The 12,946-nt window shown below is 61.9% G+C and carries 13 protein-coding genes; 9 read left to right on the top strand and 4 right to left on the bottom strand.

Annotated features, from left to right (window positions below):
- Window positions 1-125: 125 nt before the first annotated feature.
- From ABQX22_RS08000 to ABQX22_RS07990, 3 genes are all read right to left on the bottom strand, one after another.
- Entirely contained in the window at window positions 126-536 is a 411-nt protein-coding gene (locus tag ABQX22_RS08000; protein ID WP_349798251.1) for a PA2817 family protein, read from the bottom strand.
- Window positions 537-784: 248 nt separating this feature from the next.
- Entirely contained in the window at window positions 785-985 is a 201-nt protein-coding gene (locus tag ABQX22_RS07995) for a hypothetical protein (protein ID WP_349798249.1), read from the bottom strand.
- 189 nt (window positions 986-1,174) lie between these two features.
- Window positions 1,175-3,622: an acyl-CoA dehydrogenase gene (locus tag ABQX22_RS07990; protein ID WP_349798247.1), complete on the bottom strand. Its 2,448-nt coding sequence runs from the start codon at window positions 3,620-3,622 to the stop codon at window positions 1,175-1,177.
- 386 nt (window positions 3,623-4,008) lie between these two features.
- On the opposite strand from ABQX22_RS07990, the gene ABQX22_RS07985 reads away from it, so the two are divergent.
- Both ABQX22_RS07985 and ABQX22_RS07980 read left to right on the top strand, forming a co-directional pair.
- A complete protein-coding gene (locus ABQX22_RS07985; RefSeq protein ID WP_349798246.1) occupies window positions 4,009-4,941 on the top strand; it encodes an ABC transporter ATP-binding protein in 933 nt (310 codons plus the stop codon).
- Entirely contained in the window at window positions 4,938-5,717 is a 780-nt protein-coding gene (locus ABQX22_RS07980; RefSeq protein WP_349798244.1) for an ABC transporter permease, read from the top strand. Before ABQX22_RS07985 ends, ABQX22_RS07980 begins: the two co-directional genes overlap by 4 nt.
- 93 nt (window positions 5,718-5,810) lie before the next feature.
- On the opposite strand, the gene ABQX22_RS07975 is transcribed toward ABQX22_RS07980, so the two are convergent.
- Window positions 5,811-6,341 (bottom strand): DUF2062 domain-containing protein, encoded by a 531-nt coding sequence (locus ABQX22_RS07975; protein ID WP_349798242.1) that lies wholly within the window; start codon window positions 6,339-6,341, stop codon window positions 5,811-5,813.
- Window positions 6,342-6,493: 152 nt separating this feature from the next.
- Here ABQX22_RS07975 and ABQX22_RS07970 point away from each other — a divergent pair, with 152 nt between their 5' ends.
- The 7 genes from ABQX22_RS07970 (at window position 6,494) to murB (ending at window position 12,922) form a co-directional block, all read left to right on the top strand.
- Window positions 6,494-8,710, top strand: coding sequence for a DNA internalization-related competence protein ComEC/Rec2 (locus ABQX22_RS07970; protein WP_349798240.1), 2,217 nt, complete (start codon window positions 6,494-6,496; stop codon window positions 8,708-8,710).
- 114 nt (window positions 8,711-8,824) lie between these two features.
- Window positions 8,825-9,469 carry a MotA/TolQ/ExbB proton channel family protein gene (locus tag ABQX22_RS07965; RefSeq protein WP_349798238.1) on the top strand — a complete coding sequence of 215 codons (645 nt, stop codon included), beginning with the start codon at window positions 8,825-8,827 and terminating at the stop codon, window positions 9,467-9,469.
- Window positions 9,466-9,897: an ExbD/TolR family protein gene (locus ABQX22_RS07960; protein ID WP_349798236.1), complete on the top strand. Its 432-nt coding sequence runs from the start codon at window positions 9,466-9,468 to the stop codon at window positions 9,895-9,897. Before ABQX22_RS07965 ends, ABQX22_RS07960 begins: the two co-directional genes overlap by 4 nt.
- Window positions 9,897-10,892 (top strand): tetraacyldisaccharide 4'-kinase, encoded by a 996-nt coding sequence (gene lpxK, locus ABQX22_RS07955; RefSeq protein ID WP_349798234.1) that lies wholly within the window; start codon window positions 9,897-9,899, stop codon window positions 10,890-10,892. The genes ABQX22_RS07960 and lpxK overlap by 1 nt, the downstream gene beginning before the upstream one ends.
- A 17-nt stretch (window positions 10,893-10,909) precedes the next feature.
- Window positions 10,910-11,095 carry a Trm112 family protein gene (locus tag ABQX22_RS07950; protein WP_349798232.1) on the top strand — a complete coding sequence of 62 codons (186 nt, stop codon included), beginning with the start codon at window positions 10,910-10,912 and terminating at the stop codon, window positions 11,093-11,095.
- Window positions 11,092-11,856 (top strand): 3-deoxy-manno-octulosonate cytidylyltransferase, encoded by a 765-nt coding sequence (gene kdsB, locus ABQX22_RS07945; RefSeq protein WP_349798230.1) that lies wholly within the window; start codon window positions 11,092-11,094, stop codon window positions 11,854-11,856. The genes ABQX22_RS07950 and kdsB overlap by 4 nt, the downstream gene beginning before the upstream one ends.
- 46 nt (window positions 11,857-11,902) lie before the next feature.
- Complete coding sequence (murB, locus tag ABQX22_RS07940) at window positions 11,903-12,922, top strand: UDP-N-acetylmuramate dehydrogenase (RefSeq protein ID WP_349798228.1); 1,020 nt, start codon at window positions 11,903-11,905, stop codon at window positions 12,920-12,922.
- The last annotated feature ends 24 nt before the right edge of the window (window positions 12,923-12,946 follow it).

Raw genomic sequence — 12,946 nt, 5'->3', positions numbered from 1 at the left:
TGTTTCTGGGATCGAGCTTGCTCGCGATCAGCGGCTGTCGCGGGAAATCCAATGGATTCACCACACCATCGCGAGCAAGCTCCCTCCCACACAAACGCCGGAAATTGTGTGGAATAGCCCTTACATCAATGCTTCTGCGCATCCTTGGCCATGGTCAGGAATTGCTTTTCCTGATTCCAGTCGAAGGGTTCGTCATTTTGCTGGGCTTCGTAACGGCGCTCTTCCAATGCCGTGTACAGATCGATTTCATCATCGGGCATGAAATGCAGGCAGTCGCCGCCGAAATACCAAAGCAGGTCGCGGGGCACCAGGTGCGCGATCTGCGGGTAGCGCTGGATCACCTGACACAACAGATCCTGGCCCAGGTACTGGCTTTCGATGGGTTCTTGCGGGAGGAGGGTCATCAGCTCGTCATAGCGTTCGATGAACAGCTCATGACTTTCTTCGGGAACCTGTTCGGCTTCACCCAGCGCGACCAGGATGCTGCGCAGATGCGCCAGCAGGGTAAGAGTGTGGTCGAGATTGGCGTCGGCCATGGTGGGTTCCTCAGGGACAAAAACAGGCGCGAGAGTATAGAGCCCTCGCCAAATCACCGATACCCCAGCGAACGCTGGCAGTACGGCAACTGCTTTTGCTTTACTGCAGCTGCAAGCTTCAAGCTTCAAGCTTCAAGCCTCAAGCCTCAAGCGATTAGCTTCTAGCTTCTAGCTTCTAGCTTCTAGCTTCTAGCTTCTAGCTTCTAGCTTGCAGCTTGCAGCTTGCAGCTTATAGCTTGCCCCTGCTCCTAGTGCCACAGCCCCGCCAGATACTGATGGCCCGCATCAGTCAGCGTCATTTTGAAAGAGTGATCGGTGTGGGGCTGTCGCGTGACGAAGCCGGTAAGCAGAAGGATTTGCAGCGTAGGGCCCGGTCTGCCGCGCTGGATATTTCGCCCGGCGGCGATCTCGGAGAGCATGCAGCGGTGTGAGATGCGTTGGTCGATCATGGTGCTACCCCTTACTTGTTTTCTTATTGTTGGGGGCAGTGTAGGACAATCCATGAGGCGTGGGGTAGACCGCTCGGCGGGGAAGGCAGGTGATCCCATGTAGGAGCGCGCTTGCCCGCGATTGGGATGTGCCAGCCGCCAAGACGTTGCAGATGTATCGCAATCGCGGGCAAGCGCGCTCCTACAGAGTTAACGAACTTTTCCTTCGCCCAGCGTCAGTGCTTCCTTATCAAAATCATCCACATCGATCACCTTGCGCCGCACAGCCTGCAGTTCGCGCAATTTCAGCGCTTCACCGGCCTGCAACACACCCGCGTTCAGCGCGGCATCGATCAATGGCTCCCCGGCCTGCGGGGTGACCTGGCCGCTTTTTACCGCGTGATGCAATGTGCTCTGCAGCGGCCGGCTGGCTTTCAGCAGATCGCTGGCGTGTTGCAGAGCACCGACCGCGTCGTTCGGCGAGGTCGGGCGATAGCAGCCGGCGAGCAGCGATTCCAGCGCAGGGTCACCTTTGGCGCGGCCCAGAATTTCAGCCACCTCGGCATCCAGGATGTCCGACGGGCCCTTGTGCCGACGACCGAACGGAAACACCACCCCGCGCAGCAACGCACCCAGCAGCCGGTTCGGGAAGTTGCGCAGCAGTTCATCCAGCGCGCGTTCGGATTCGCCCAGCGCCTCTTCCATGGACCAGCGGAACAAAGCACTCAAGTGCTCCGGGTAATTCAGATCGTGGTAACGCTTGAGCGCCGCCGAGGCCAGGTACAGGTGGCTGAGCACATCGCCCAGACGCGCCGACAGCCGCTCGCGCCGTTTCAGTTCGCCACCCAGCAGCATCATGCTCAAATCCGCCAGCATCGCGAATGCCGCCGCCTGACGATTCAAGGCGCGGAAGTAGCCCTGGCTCAAGCGGTCGCCCGGCATCGATTCGAAATGGCCAAAGCCGAGGTTGAGAATGAAGGTGCTGGCGGCGTTACCCACCGCGAAACCGATGTGTTGCAGCAGCAGGGTGTCGAACTCGGCCAGCGCCTGATCCTGATCTTCACGCCCCACCAACGCCATTTCCTTGAGCACGAACGGATGGCAGCGGATCGCACCCTGGCCGAAGATCATCAGGTTGCGAGACAGAATATTCGCGCCTTCCACCGTGATGAAGATCGGCGCGCCCTGCCAGTTGCGACCCAGATAGTTGTTGGGCCCCATGATGATGCCCTTGCCGCCGTGCACGTCCATGGCGTGGGTAATGCACTCGCGGCCGCGTTCGGTCAGGTGGTACTTGAGGATCGCCGACAGCACCGACGGCTTTTCCCCCAGATCCACCGCGTTGGCGGTCAACATGCGAGCGCTGTCCATCAGCCAGGCGTTGCCACCGATGCGCGCCAGGGATTCTTGAATCCCTTCGAACGCGGCCAGCGGCACGTTGAACTGCTCGCGGATCTGCGTGTACTGGCCGGTGACCAGGCTGGTGAACTTGGCTGCACCCGTGCCCACGGCAGGCAGCGAAATCGAACGCCCCACCGACAGGCAATTCATCAGCATCATCCAGCCCTTGCCGAGCATGTCCTGGCCGCCGATCAGGAATTCCAGCGGGATGAACACATCCTTGCCGGAATTCGGGCCGTTCATGAACGCAGCGCCGAGCGGCAAGTGGCGTCGACCGATGTCCACACCCGCCGTGTCCGTCGGAATCAGCGCCAGGCTGATGCCCAGGTCTTCTTTCTCGCCCAGCAGGTGCTCGGGGTCATACGCCTTGAACGCCAGGCCGAGAAGGGTGGCGACAGGGCCGAGGGTGATGTAACGCTTTTCCCAGTTCAGGCGCAGACCAATGACTTCTTCACCTTCCCACTGGCCCTTGCAGATGATGCCGGTGTCCGGCATGGCGCCGGCGTCGGATCCGGCCAACGGCCCGGTGAGGGCGAAGCACGGGATGTCGTTGCCCCGTGCCAGACGCGGCAGGTAGTGATTGCGTTGTTCGTCGGTGCCGTAGTGCAGCAGCAATTCGGCGGGGCCGAGGGAATTGGGGACCATGACCGTGGACGCCAGATCGCCGCTGCGGGTGGCCAGCTTCATTGCCACTTGCGAGTGCGCGTACGCCGAGAAACCTTTGCCGCCGTATTCCTTGGGAATGATCAGGGCAAAGAAGCCATGCTCCTTGATGTGGGCCCACGCGGCAGGCGGCAAGTCCATGGCCTGACCGATTTCCCAATCGGTGACCATGGCGCACAGCTCTTCGGTCGGGCCGTCGATGAACGCCTGTTCTTCGGCGCTCAGCTGGCTTTTCGGGTAAGCCAGCAGGGTATTCCAGTTGGGCCGACCGCTGAACAGTTCGCCGTCCCACCAGACCGTGCCGGCATCGATGGCGTCGCGTTCGGTTTGCGACATGGGCGGCAGGACTTTCTTGAACCAGCGGAACATCGGCGCGCTGAAATGACGACGACGCAGGTCCGGCAGCGCCAGCGGTAGCACGACCGCCAGCCACAACAGCCAGAGCAGCGTCATCAACGGGGCATGGGCGTGGCTGAACACGCCCATGGCCAACAGGTAAACCGCCACCACGCCCAGCGCGGGCAGCGGTGCAACACGACGATGAGCCAGCCAGGCCACGCCGACCACCAAAACCGGAATCCACAACCACAACATAAAAGACGTCCTCCGTGATGACGGTGATGACGCATCACCCTCAGGGAACCAGGCAAATGGCTCTGGCCCGCGCATCGATAGTGACCTCCGGCCGTCAGGGGAGTTCGTGGGCTGGCCGATGCAGGCGAAGGTGTGGCTCGAACGCGGCCTTCTCGCGCTAGACTGTCGCGCGCGAAAGACCACAGCCCTGATTAATAAGTACTATCAACCGATGTTGCTGTACTTGCGCAGCCCCGGCACGCAACATTGCCGCCGGTTGCGTCCCTGCACTCGGGATGTCTGGACGCACGGGCGTGCGAGCGTGACCGCTGCCGCCATTGCAGCGAACCTTTCGCCGCCGCACTCACTCTTTATCATTCTTTCCCTCATTTGGTGCTCTTACAGTCATGAGTTCTGCTCTGTCCATCCGGCAGCTAACCAAGACCTACGGCAACGGTTTCCAGGCCCTGAAGGGCATCGATCTGGACGTCGCCGAGGGTGATTTCTTCGCCTTGCTCGGCCCCAACGGTGCCGGCAAATCCACCACCATCGGCATCATCTCGACGCTGGTCAACAAGACCACCGGGACCGTGAACATCTTCGGTCACGACCTGGACCGCAACCCGGCGCAGCTCAAACGCTCGATCGGTGTCGTGCCTCAGGAATTCAATTTCAATCAGTTCGAAAAGACCTTCGACATCGTCGTGACCCAGGCCGGGTATTACGGCATCCCGCCCAAGATCGCCAAGGAACGCGCCGAGCAGTACCTGACGCAACTGGGGCTGTGGGACAAGCGCGACACGCCTTCACGGTCGTTGTCCGGGGGGATGAAGCGTCGCCTGATGATCGCCCGCGCCCTGATTCACGAGCCGCGCCTGTTGATCCTCGACGAACCCACCGCAGGCGTGGACATCGAGCTGCGTCGTTCGATGTGGACCTTTCTCACCGAGCTCAACGAGAAGGGCATCACCATTATCCTCACCACGCATTACCTGGAAGAAGCTGAGCATCTGTGCCGCAACATCGGGATCATCGACCACGGTGTCATCGTCGAGAACACCGGCATGAAGCAACTGCTGAACACCATGACGGTCGAGACTTTCCTGCTGGATCTGAAAGACTCCATGACCACGCCACCGCATTTGACGGGATATCCGGCACGCCTGGTGGACAGCCACACGCTCGAGGTGCAGGTCGACAAGACGGTCGGGATCACCGAGCTGTTCGCTCAGCTGGCATCGATGAACATCCAGGTGTTGAGCCTGCGCAATAAATCCAATCGCCTCGAGGAGCTGTTCGTGTCGCTGGTGGAAAAAAATCTGCAGAAGGTGGCCATATGAGCTCCGAACTGCGCCCCAACCTGATCGCCCTCAATACCATCGTTTACCGGGAAATCCGCCGTTTCATGCGGATCTGGCCGCAGACCCTGCTGCCCCCTGCGATCACCATGGTGTTGTACTTCGTGATCTTCGGGAACCTGATCGGCCGGCAGATCGGTGACATGGGTGGCTTCACCTACATGCAGTACATCGTGCCGGGCCTGATCATGATGTCGGTGATCACCAACTCCTACGGCAACGTGGTGTCGAGTTTCTTCGGCGCCAAGTTCCAGCGGTCCGTCGAGGAGCTGATGGTCTCGCCGGTTTCGCCGCACACCATTCTGATCGGCTACACCCTGGGTGGCGTGCTGCGTGGTCTGATGGTCGGGGTGATCGTGACGATCCTGTCGATGTTCTTCACCGACCTGCAGGTGCATCACCTGGGCGTGACGGTGGTGGTGGTCGTGCTGACGGCAACGATCTTCTCGCTGCTGGGGTTCATCAACGCCGTGTTTGCGCGCAACTTCGACGATATCTCGATTATCCCGACGTTCGTGCTGACGCCGCTGACGTACCTGGGCGGCGTGTTCTATTCGATCAACCTGCTGCCGCCGTTCTGGCAGACCGTGTCGATGGCCAACCCGGTGCTGCACATGGTCAACGCCTTTCGCTACGGCATTCTCGGTGTGTCGGACATCAAGATCAGCATTGCGCTGGCGTTCATGATTGTGGCAACTATCGTCCTGTACCTGGGATGCGCGCGGTTGCTGGTGAGTGGGCGGGGGATGCGCCAATAAGGCTGGCTTTGTAGGAGCGCGCTTGCCCGCGATTGCGGTGTGTCTGCACCCTTTCGGTTGTCTGACATTCTGCAATCGCGGGCAAGCGCGCTCCTACACCTGATCACGTTTTTCCCGCTTTAATTGCCTCAACCGCCACTGCCGCCCCACCCACCAGCGCCAGTAGGCCATCGTCAGAAAATACCCCATCACCCCCAGCACCACGCCGGCCACTACCGATCCCAGCAGGAACGGTTGCCACAAGGTGGTCAGCTGGCCGCTGATCCATTCCCAGCTCATCTCATCTGGAAAATGCCGCGGCGGCAGGCCCATCAGCAGCGCGCCGATCTTGTAGGTGCAATAGAACACCGGCGGCATGGTCAACGGGTTGGTCAGCCAGACCAGACTGACGCCAATCGGCAGGTTGCCACGCACCCAGATCACCAGCAGAGCCGCCAGCAGCATCTGCAGCGGAATCGGCATCAGCGCTGCGAACAGTCCCATTCCCATCGCCCGTGCGACCGAGCGTCGATTCAGGTGCCACAGGTTCGGATCGTGCAGAAGGCGGCCAAAAAACCGTAAGGATTTGTGTTCCCGGATGCTGTTCGGATCGGGCATGTAACGCTTGATCAGATGGCGTGGCATACGGTTATCCGGATGATGGGCAGGGAAGTGGGGGCAAAGTATGCACGGATACTGAACCCTGAAAATTCAGACTTTGTGACAATTAATAAAACTGTCACGGGCAGGGTGCGCTAAGCCGAGGGGAGGATTTCGTCGCAAACAGGGAAGAGACCATGCGCACAGGGATGCTGGGGCTTGCATTGGGGCTGTTGGCCCTGCGTTTTTTACCGGCCTTGCCGCCTGTCTGGTTGCTGATCGTAATGCCGGTCGTCGCGCTGATGATGTTGCCCTTTCGCACCTATCCGTTGGCGTTCTTTCTGTTTGGCCTGACCTGGGCCAGCGTTTCCGCGCAGTCGGCACTGGATGACCGGCTCGACGTGCGACTGGATGGCCATACCCTGTGGCTCACGGGGCAGGTGGTCGGCCTGCCGCAGCAGGTCGATGACGTGGTGCGCTTCCAGCTCATGGACCCGCAGTCCCGCCGCGCTGATCTGCCCGCCCTGATCCGCGTCGCCTGGTACGGCGGGCCCCCCGTACGCAGCGGCGAGCAGTGGCGCCTGGCGGTAAAACTCAAACGCCCCGCCGGTCTCGTCAATCCCGACGCGTTCGATTACGAGGCCTGGTTGTTGGCGCAGCGCATTGGCGCCACCGGCACCGTGCTCGACGGGCAGTTGCTGGCCGCGACGGCGCCATCCTGGCGGGACGCGCTCAGGCAGCGTTTATTGAGCGTGGACGCGCAGGGCCGAGAAGGTGGGCTGGCGGCGTTGGTGCTGGGCGACGATTCGGGGCTGAGCACCGCCGACTGGCAAGTCCTGCAAGACACCGGCACCGTGCATTTGCTGGTGATTTCCGGCACCCACATCGGTTTGCTCAGCGGTTTGCTCTATGGCCTGATCGCCGGGCTGGCACGATGGGGCGTGTGGCCTCGCGTCATTCCCTGGCTGCCGGCGGCGTGTGGGCTGGCGTTTGCCGGCGCCTTGGCGTACGGCTTTGTGGCGGGCTTTGAAGTGCCGGTGCGGCGCGCCTGCGTGATGATCGGCATGGTGCTGCTGTGGCGCCTGCGTTTGCGCCATTTAGGTGTGAGTTGGCCGGTGTTGTTGTCGCTCAATCTGGTGCTGCTGGTTGAACCCCTGGTCAGCTTGCAGCCGGGGTTCTGGCTGTCTTTCAGCGCGGTCGGCATCCTCCTCGTGATCTTCAGCGGTCGCCTGGGCGCCTGGCGTTGGTTGCAGAGCTGGACCCGCGCGCAATGGTTGATCGCCGTCGGCCTGCTGCCGATATTGCTGGCGCTCAACCTGCCGATCAGCCTCAGCGGACCGGCCGCCAACTTGCTCGCGGTGCCGTGGGTCAGCCTCGTGACGCTGCCGCTGGCGCTGCTGGGTACGGCGCTGCTGATAATCCCGTGGATGGGCGAGGGGCTTTTGTGGCTGGCGGGCGGTTCCATGGAAGGGCTGTTTCGCTTCCTGACGCTGGTCGCCGGGTGGGCGCCCGCGTGGACCGGCCCCCGAGTGCCGCTGTGGGCCTGGTGCGTTGGGCTGTTGGGCGGCCTGTTGCTGCTGATGCCCAGCGGTGTGCCCATGCGCTTGTTTGGCTGGCCTATGCTCTTGCTCTGTGTGTTCCCGCCGCTGAAAACCGTACCGCAGGGGCGGGTTGAGGTGTTGCAGCTGGACGTCGGCCAAGGCCTCGCCATCCTATTGCGGACCCGAGAGCACAGCCTGTTGTACGACGCAGGGCCGCGTTTTGGTGAATTCGATACCGGGCAGCGCGTGGTGCTTCCGGCCCTGCGCCGGGCGGGGATTGAACAGCTCGATGTGATGCTGCTCAGCCACGCCGATGCCGACCACGCAGGCGGTGCGCAGGCCATCATTGAGTCGCTGCCGGTTCAGCGCGTGCTGGCAGGCGACGTCGGAAGATTGCCATCCGCCTTGCAGGCAGAGTCCTGTCGTAACGGCGAATCCTGGACCTGGGACGACGTCACGTTTTCCACGTGGATCTGGGAGAAGGCTGCCGCGGGCAATCAGGGCTCCTGCGTGCTCAGCGTCGAGGCCAACGGCGAGCGCTTGCTGCTAACCGGCGATATCGATGTCGACGCCGAGCGCGCACTGTTGGACGATGGTTTCGAGGTGCGGGCCGACTGGCTGCAGTCCCCGCACCACGGCAGTCGCAGCTCCTCGTCCAAGCGCTTTCTGCGAGAAGTCGCGCCCCGTGGCGTGTTGATTTCAAGGGGCCGCACCAACAGCTTCGGTCATCCGCACCCGCTGGTGATGTCCCGTTACCGATGGATGGGCATCGCCCCCTACGACAGTGCAGAACTGGGGGCAGTCAGTTTGCAATTGGGGGCCTACAGCGAGCCCCGGGCCGAGCGTAGGACACGACGCTTCTGGCGCGAGTGAAAGGGCCGGTTATTCATCGCGAGGTTCGGCGCGCCCACGACCCTATGTTAGAGTGGCGCCACTTTTTTTCAGGGGGTGATTGCTGTGTGGGAACTGGTCAAATCTGGTGGCTGGATGATGCTACCGATCATTCTGAGTTCCATCGCTGCCGTCGGCATCATCATCGAACGCCTGTGGACACTGCGCGCCAGTCGTATCACGCCGCCGCATCTCCTCGGTCAGGTGTGGCGCTGGATCAAGGATAAACAGCTCAACAGCGACAAGCTCAAGGAGCTGCGCGCGGATTCACCGCTGGGCGAGATCCTCGCCGCAGGCCTGGCCAACTCCCGTCATGGTCGCGAGATCATGAAAGAGTGCATCGAAGAAGCGGCCGCCCGGGTCATCCACGACCTTGAGCGCTACCTCGCGACCCTTGGCACCATCGCTGCCATGGCCCCGCTTCTGGGTCTGCTCGGCACCGTGCTGGGGATGATCGACATTTTCAGTTCATTCACCAGCTCCGGCATGACCGGCAATGCCGGGATGCTGGCCGGCGGTATCGCCAAGGCGCTGATCTGTACTGCCTCGGGCCTGACCGTGGCGATCCCCGCCATCTTCTTCCATCGCTACCTGCAAAGCCGCGTCGACGAGCTGGTGGTCGGCATGGAGCAGGAGGCGATCAAACTGGTTGAAGTGGTGCAGGGCGATCGGGACGTGGATCTGGTTGACGTCACCGTGCCAGACAAGCCTGTCGGCAAGTCCGAGGGCAAGAAGAAGTGAAATTTCGCCGCCGCAAGCCTCGGGAGACCATCGACATCAACCTGGTGTCGCTGATCGATGTGGTGTTCATTCTGCTGCTGTTCTTCGTGGTGACCACCACCTTCACCCGTGAAACCCAGATGCGCGTCGAGTTGCCGCAAGCGGTCACCGGCGCGTCGGCCGATGACATCGACAAGAAGCACGTCGACATCACCATCAACGCCGACGGGGTGTATTCAGTGAACAACACGCTGCTCCCGGACAGCCATCTGCAAACCCTGATCGATGCCCTGCAAAAAGAGTCAGCCGGCGATACCAGCCTGCCATTGTCCATCAGCGCCGATGGCAAGACGCCCCATCAGGCGGTTATCACCGCCATGGACGCCGCCGGCAAACTTGGGTTCGCCCATCTGCGCATGACCACGGTCGAGGCCGCATCGGCTAACTGATGGCGCTCACTGACCGACTGCTCAACGCCTGGTACGACGGTCATCCGGCCCTGGCCCTGCTTCGCCCGCTGGAATGCCTGTATCGGCGGGTGGTGGATAGAAAGCGTGCGCGTTTTGTCGCGGGCGAGGGTGACATCTACACGGCGCCGGTGCCGGTGATCGTCGTCGGCAACATCACCGTCGGCGGTACCGGCAAGACACCGCTGATCCTGTGGATGATCGAACACTGTCGCAGCCGGGGCCTCAAGGTCGGCGTTGTCAGCCGTGGCTACGGCGCCAGACCGGCGAGTTTTCCGTGGCGTGTCTTGCCGCAGCAACGTGCCGACGAGGCGGGCGACGAGCCGCTGCTGATCGTGCAGCGCACAGGCGTGCCGCTGATGATTGATCCTGACCGGGCGCAAGCGGTTCGCGCGCTGCTGGCAGCTGAACCCCTCGATCTGATCCTGTCCGATGACGGCCTGCAGCATTACCGCCTCGCTCGGAATCTTGAGCTGGTGCTGATTGATGCCGCACGCGGGCTGGGCAATCGCCGTTGCCTGCCGGCCGGTCCACTGCGTGAGCCGGTTGAACGGCTGCAAAGCGTGGATGCGCTGTTGTACAACGGTGCCGCGGCTGATCGCGACGATGGCTACGCTTTTCAACTCCAGCCCTCGGCACTGGTCAACCTGCTGACCGGCGAGCGCCGTCCGGTCCAACATTTTCCTCCGGGCCAGGCCGTCCATGCGGTGGCCGGGATCGGGAATCCACAACGTTTCTTCAACACCCTCGAAGGACTACACTGGCGGCCTGTGCCACACCCGTTTGCCGATCATGCCGTCTACAGCGCCGAGGCCCTGGCTTTCGAGCCTTCGCTGCCGTTGATCATGACCGAGAAAGACGCCGTGAAATGCCGCGCCTTTGCCGGCGCAGACTGGTGGTATCTGGCCGTGGAGGCCGTGCCTTCCGCAGCCTTCGGCCAGTGGTTCGATTCGCAGTTAAACCGTCTTCTGCCATGACTCGCTCAGGATTACCTATGGACACCAAATTGCTCGACATCCTTGCTTGCCCGATCAGCAAAGGCCCGCTCAAGCTCAGCGCCGACAAAACCGAGCTGATCAGCAAAGGCGCTGGCCTTGCGTATCCGATTCGCGACGGCATCCCGGTGATGCTGGAAAGCGAAGCCCGTACCCTGTCCACCGAAGAGCGTCTGGATAAATGACCGCAGTCTTCACCGTCGTCATCCCGGCGCGTTACGGCTCCAGCCGCTTTCCGGGCAAGCCTTTGAAGGTCATCGCCGGCAAGCCGATGATCCAGCATGTCTGGGAACAGGCCCGCAAAAGCAGCGCCGAGCGCGTGGTGGTGGCCACCGACGACCCGCGCATCGTGCAGGCCTGCCAGGCGTTCGGCGCTGAAGTGCTGATGACCCGCGACGATCACAACTCCGGCACCGATCGCCTGGCCGAAGTCGCCACGCAACTGGGGCTGGCGCACGATGCCATCGTGGTCAACGTGCAGGGTGACGAGCCGATGATCCCACCGTCGGTGATCAATCAGGTGGCGGACAACCTCGCGGCCCATCCCGAGGCGCGCATGTCGACGCTGGCTGAGCCCATCGACGATGTGGCCGTGTTGTTCAATCCCAACGTGGTCAAGGTCGTGTCGGACATTAACGGTCTGGCCCTGACGTTCAGCCGGGCACCTTTGCCCTGGGCCCGCGATGCCTTGGCCCTGGACCGGGATCAAATGCCCGAAGGCGTGCCGTTCCGTCGCCACATCGGCATTTATGCCTACCGTGCCGGTTTTCTCCATGACTTCGTTGGTTGGGGGCCGTGCTGGCTGGAAAACACCGAACACCTGGAACAACTGCGTGCCCTGTGGCATGGCGTGCGTATCCACGTGGCGGATGCGCTGGAAGCGCCGCCGGCGGGTGTCGACACGGCCGAAGACCTGGAACGCGTTCGGCGTTTGCTGGAGGCTTGATGTTTTTTCGTTTTGACGTGTTGGCCTGCGTGATGCAGGTCTGCCCATGACCTTGCAGGTTCAAACCGACGTTTCCTTGAAACCCTTCAACACCTTCGGCGTCGATGTCCGGGCGCGTCTGTTTGCCCAGGCCGACAGCGATGAAGACGTGCGTCAGGCGCTGGCCTATGCGCAACAGCACAAGCTGCGCCTGTTGATCATCGGCGGTGGCAGCAACCTGCTGTTGACCGCCGATGTCGACGCATTGGTGTTGCGCATGACCAGTCGCGGCATCCGGATCGTCCACGAAGATTGCGACCAGGCCGTGGTCGAGGCCGAAGCAGGGGAGCCTTGGCATCCTTTCGTGCTGGACATGCTGGCGCGCGGGCTGGCCGGGCTTGAAAATCTCAGCCTGATTCCCGGGACGGTCGGCGCCTCGCCGATCCAGAACATCGGCGCTTACGGCGTCGAGATCAAGGACATCTTTCACAGCCTCACCGCGATGGACCGGCAGACCGGCCAGATGCGCGAGTTCTCGCTCGAAGACTGCGCCTTTGGCTACCGCGACAGCGTGTTCAAGCATGACGCGGGGCGCTGGCTGATTTTGCGTGTGCGGTTTCGCCTGACCTACAGCGCGAACCTGCATCTGGACTATGGCCCGGTGCGTCAGCGTCTGGACACGTTGGGGATCAAGCAGCCGACGCCGAGGGACGTCAGCCGCGCAGTCTGTGCCATCCGCAGCGAAAAGCTGCCGGACCCTGCGACGCTGGGCAACGCCGGCAGCTTCTTCAAGAATCCGCTAGTGTCCGCCGAATTGTCTGAGCGCCTGAAGCAGGCGCATCCTGGCCTGGTCAGTTATCCACAGGCCGATGGCCGCGCCAAACTGGCGGCTGGCTGGCTGATCGAGCAAGCCGGCTGGAAGGGCTTTCGTGACGGCGACGCGGGGGTGCACGAGCTGCAATCGCTGGTGTTGGTCAACTACGGCTCGGCAACGGGCGCTCAATTGCTTAGCCTGGCGCGCCGGATTCAGGGCGATATCGCCGAACGGTTCGGCGTCGAACTGGAAATGGAACCTAACCTCTATTGAGCCCAGGCAGGGTTTCATGACCTG

The sequence above is a fragment of the Xanthomonas sp. WHRI 1810A genome, assembly GCF_040202885.1.
Lineage (GTDB): Bacteria > Pseudomonadota > Gammaproteobacteria > Pseudomonadales > Pseudomonadaceae > Aquipseudomonas.
The sequence above is the reverse complement of the archived record's forward strand: the minus strand, read 5'-3'. Positions and strand labels throughout refer to the sequence as shown.

Coding starts and splice junctions, on each gene's coding strand:
- ABQX22_RS08000 (WP_349798251.1), bottom strand. CDS start 536: ATGGCCGACGCCAATCTCGACCACACTCTTACCCTGCTGGCGCATCTG.
- ABQX22_RS07995 (WP_349798249.1), bottom strand. CDS start 985: ATGATCGACCAACGCATCTCACACCGCTGCATGCTCTCCGAGATCGCC.
- ABQX22_RS07990 (WP_349798247.1), bottom strand. CDS start 3,622: ATGTTGTGGTTGTGGATTCCGGTTTTGGTGGTCGGCGTGGCCTGGCTG.
- ABQX22_RS07985 (WP_349798246.1), top strand. CDS start 4,009: ATGAGTTCTGCTCTGTCCATCCGGCAGCTAACCAAGACCTACGGCAAC.
- ABQX22_RS07980 (WP_349798244.1), top strand. CDS start 4,938: ATGAGCTCCGAACTGCGCCCCAACCTGATCGCCCTCAATACCATCGTT.
- ABQX22_RS07975 (WP_349798242.1), bottom strand. CDS start 6,341: ATGCCACGCCATCTGATCAAGCGTTACATGCCCGATCCGAACAGCATC.
- ABQX22_RS07970 (WP_349798240.1), top strand. CDS start 6,494: ATGCGCACAGGGATGCTGGGGCTTGCATTGGGGCTGTTGGCCCTGCGT.
- ABQX22_RS07965 (WP_349798238.1), top strand. CDS start 8,825: ATGATGCTACCGATCATTCTGAGTTCCATCGCTGCCGTCGGCATCATC.
- lpxK (WP_349798234.1), top strand. CDS start 9,897: ATGGCGCTCACTGACCGACTGCTCAACGCCTGGTACGACGGTCATCCG.
- ABQX22_RS07950 (WP_349798232.1), top strand. CDS start 10,910: ATGGACACCAAATTGCTCGACATCCTTGCTTGCCCGATCAGCAAAGGC.
- kdsB (WP_349798230.1), top strand. CDS start 11,092: ATGACCGCAGTCTTCACCGTCGTCATCCCGGCGCGTTACGGCTCCAGC.
- murB (WP_349798228.1), top strand. CDS start 11,903: ATGACCTTGCAGGTTCAAACCGACGTTTCCTTGAAACCCTTCAACACC.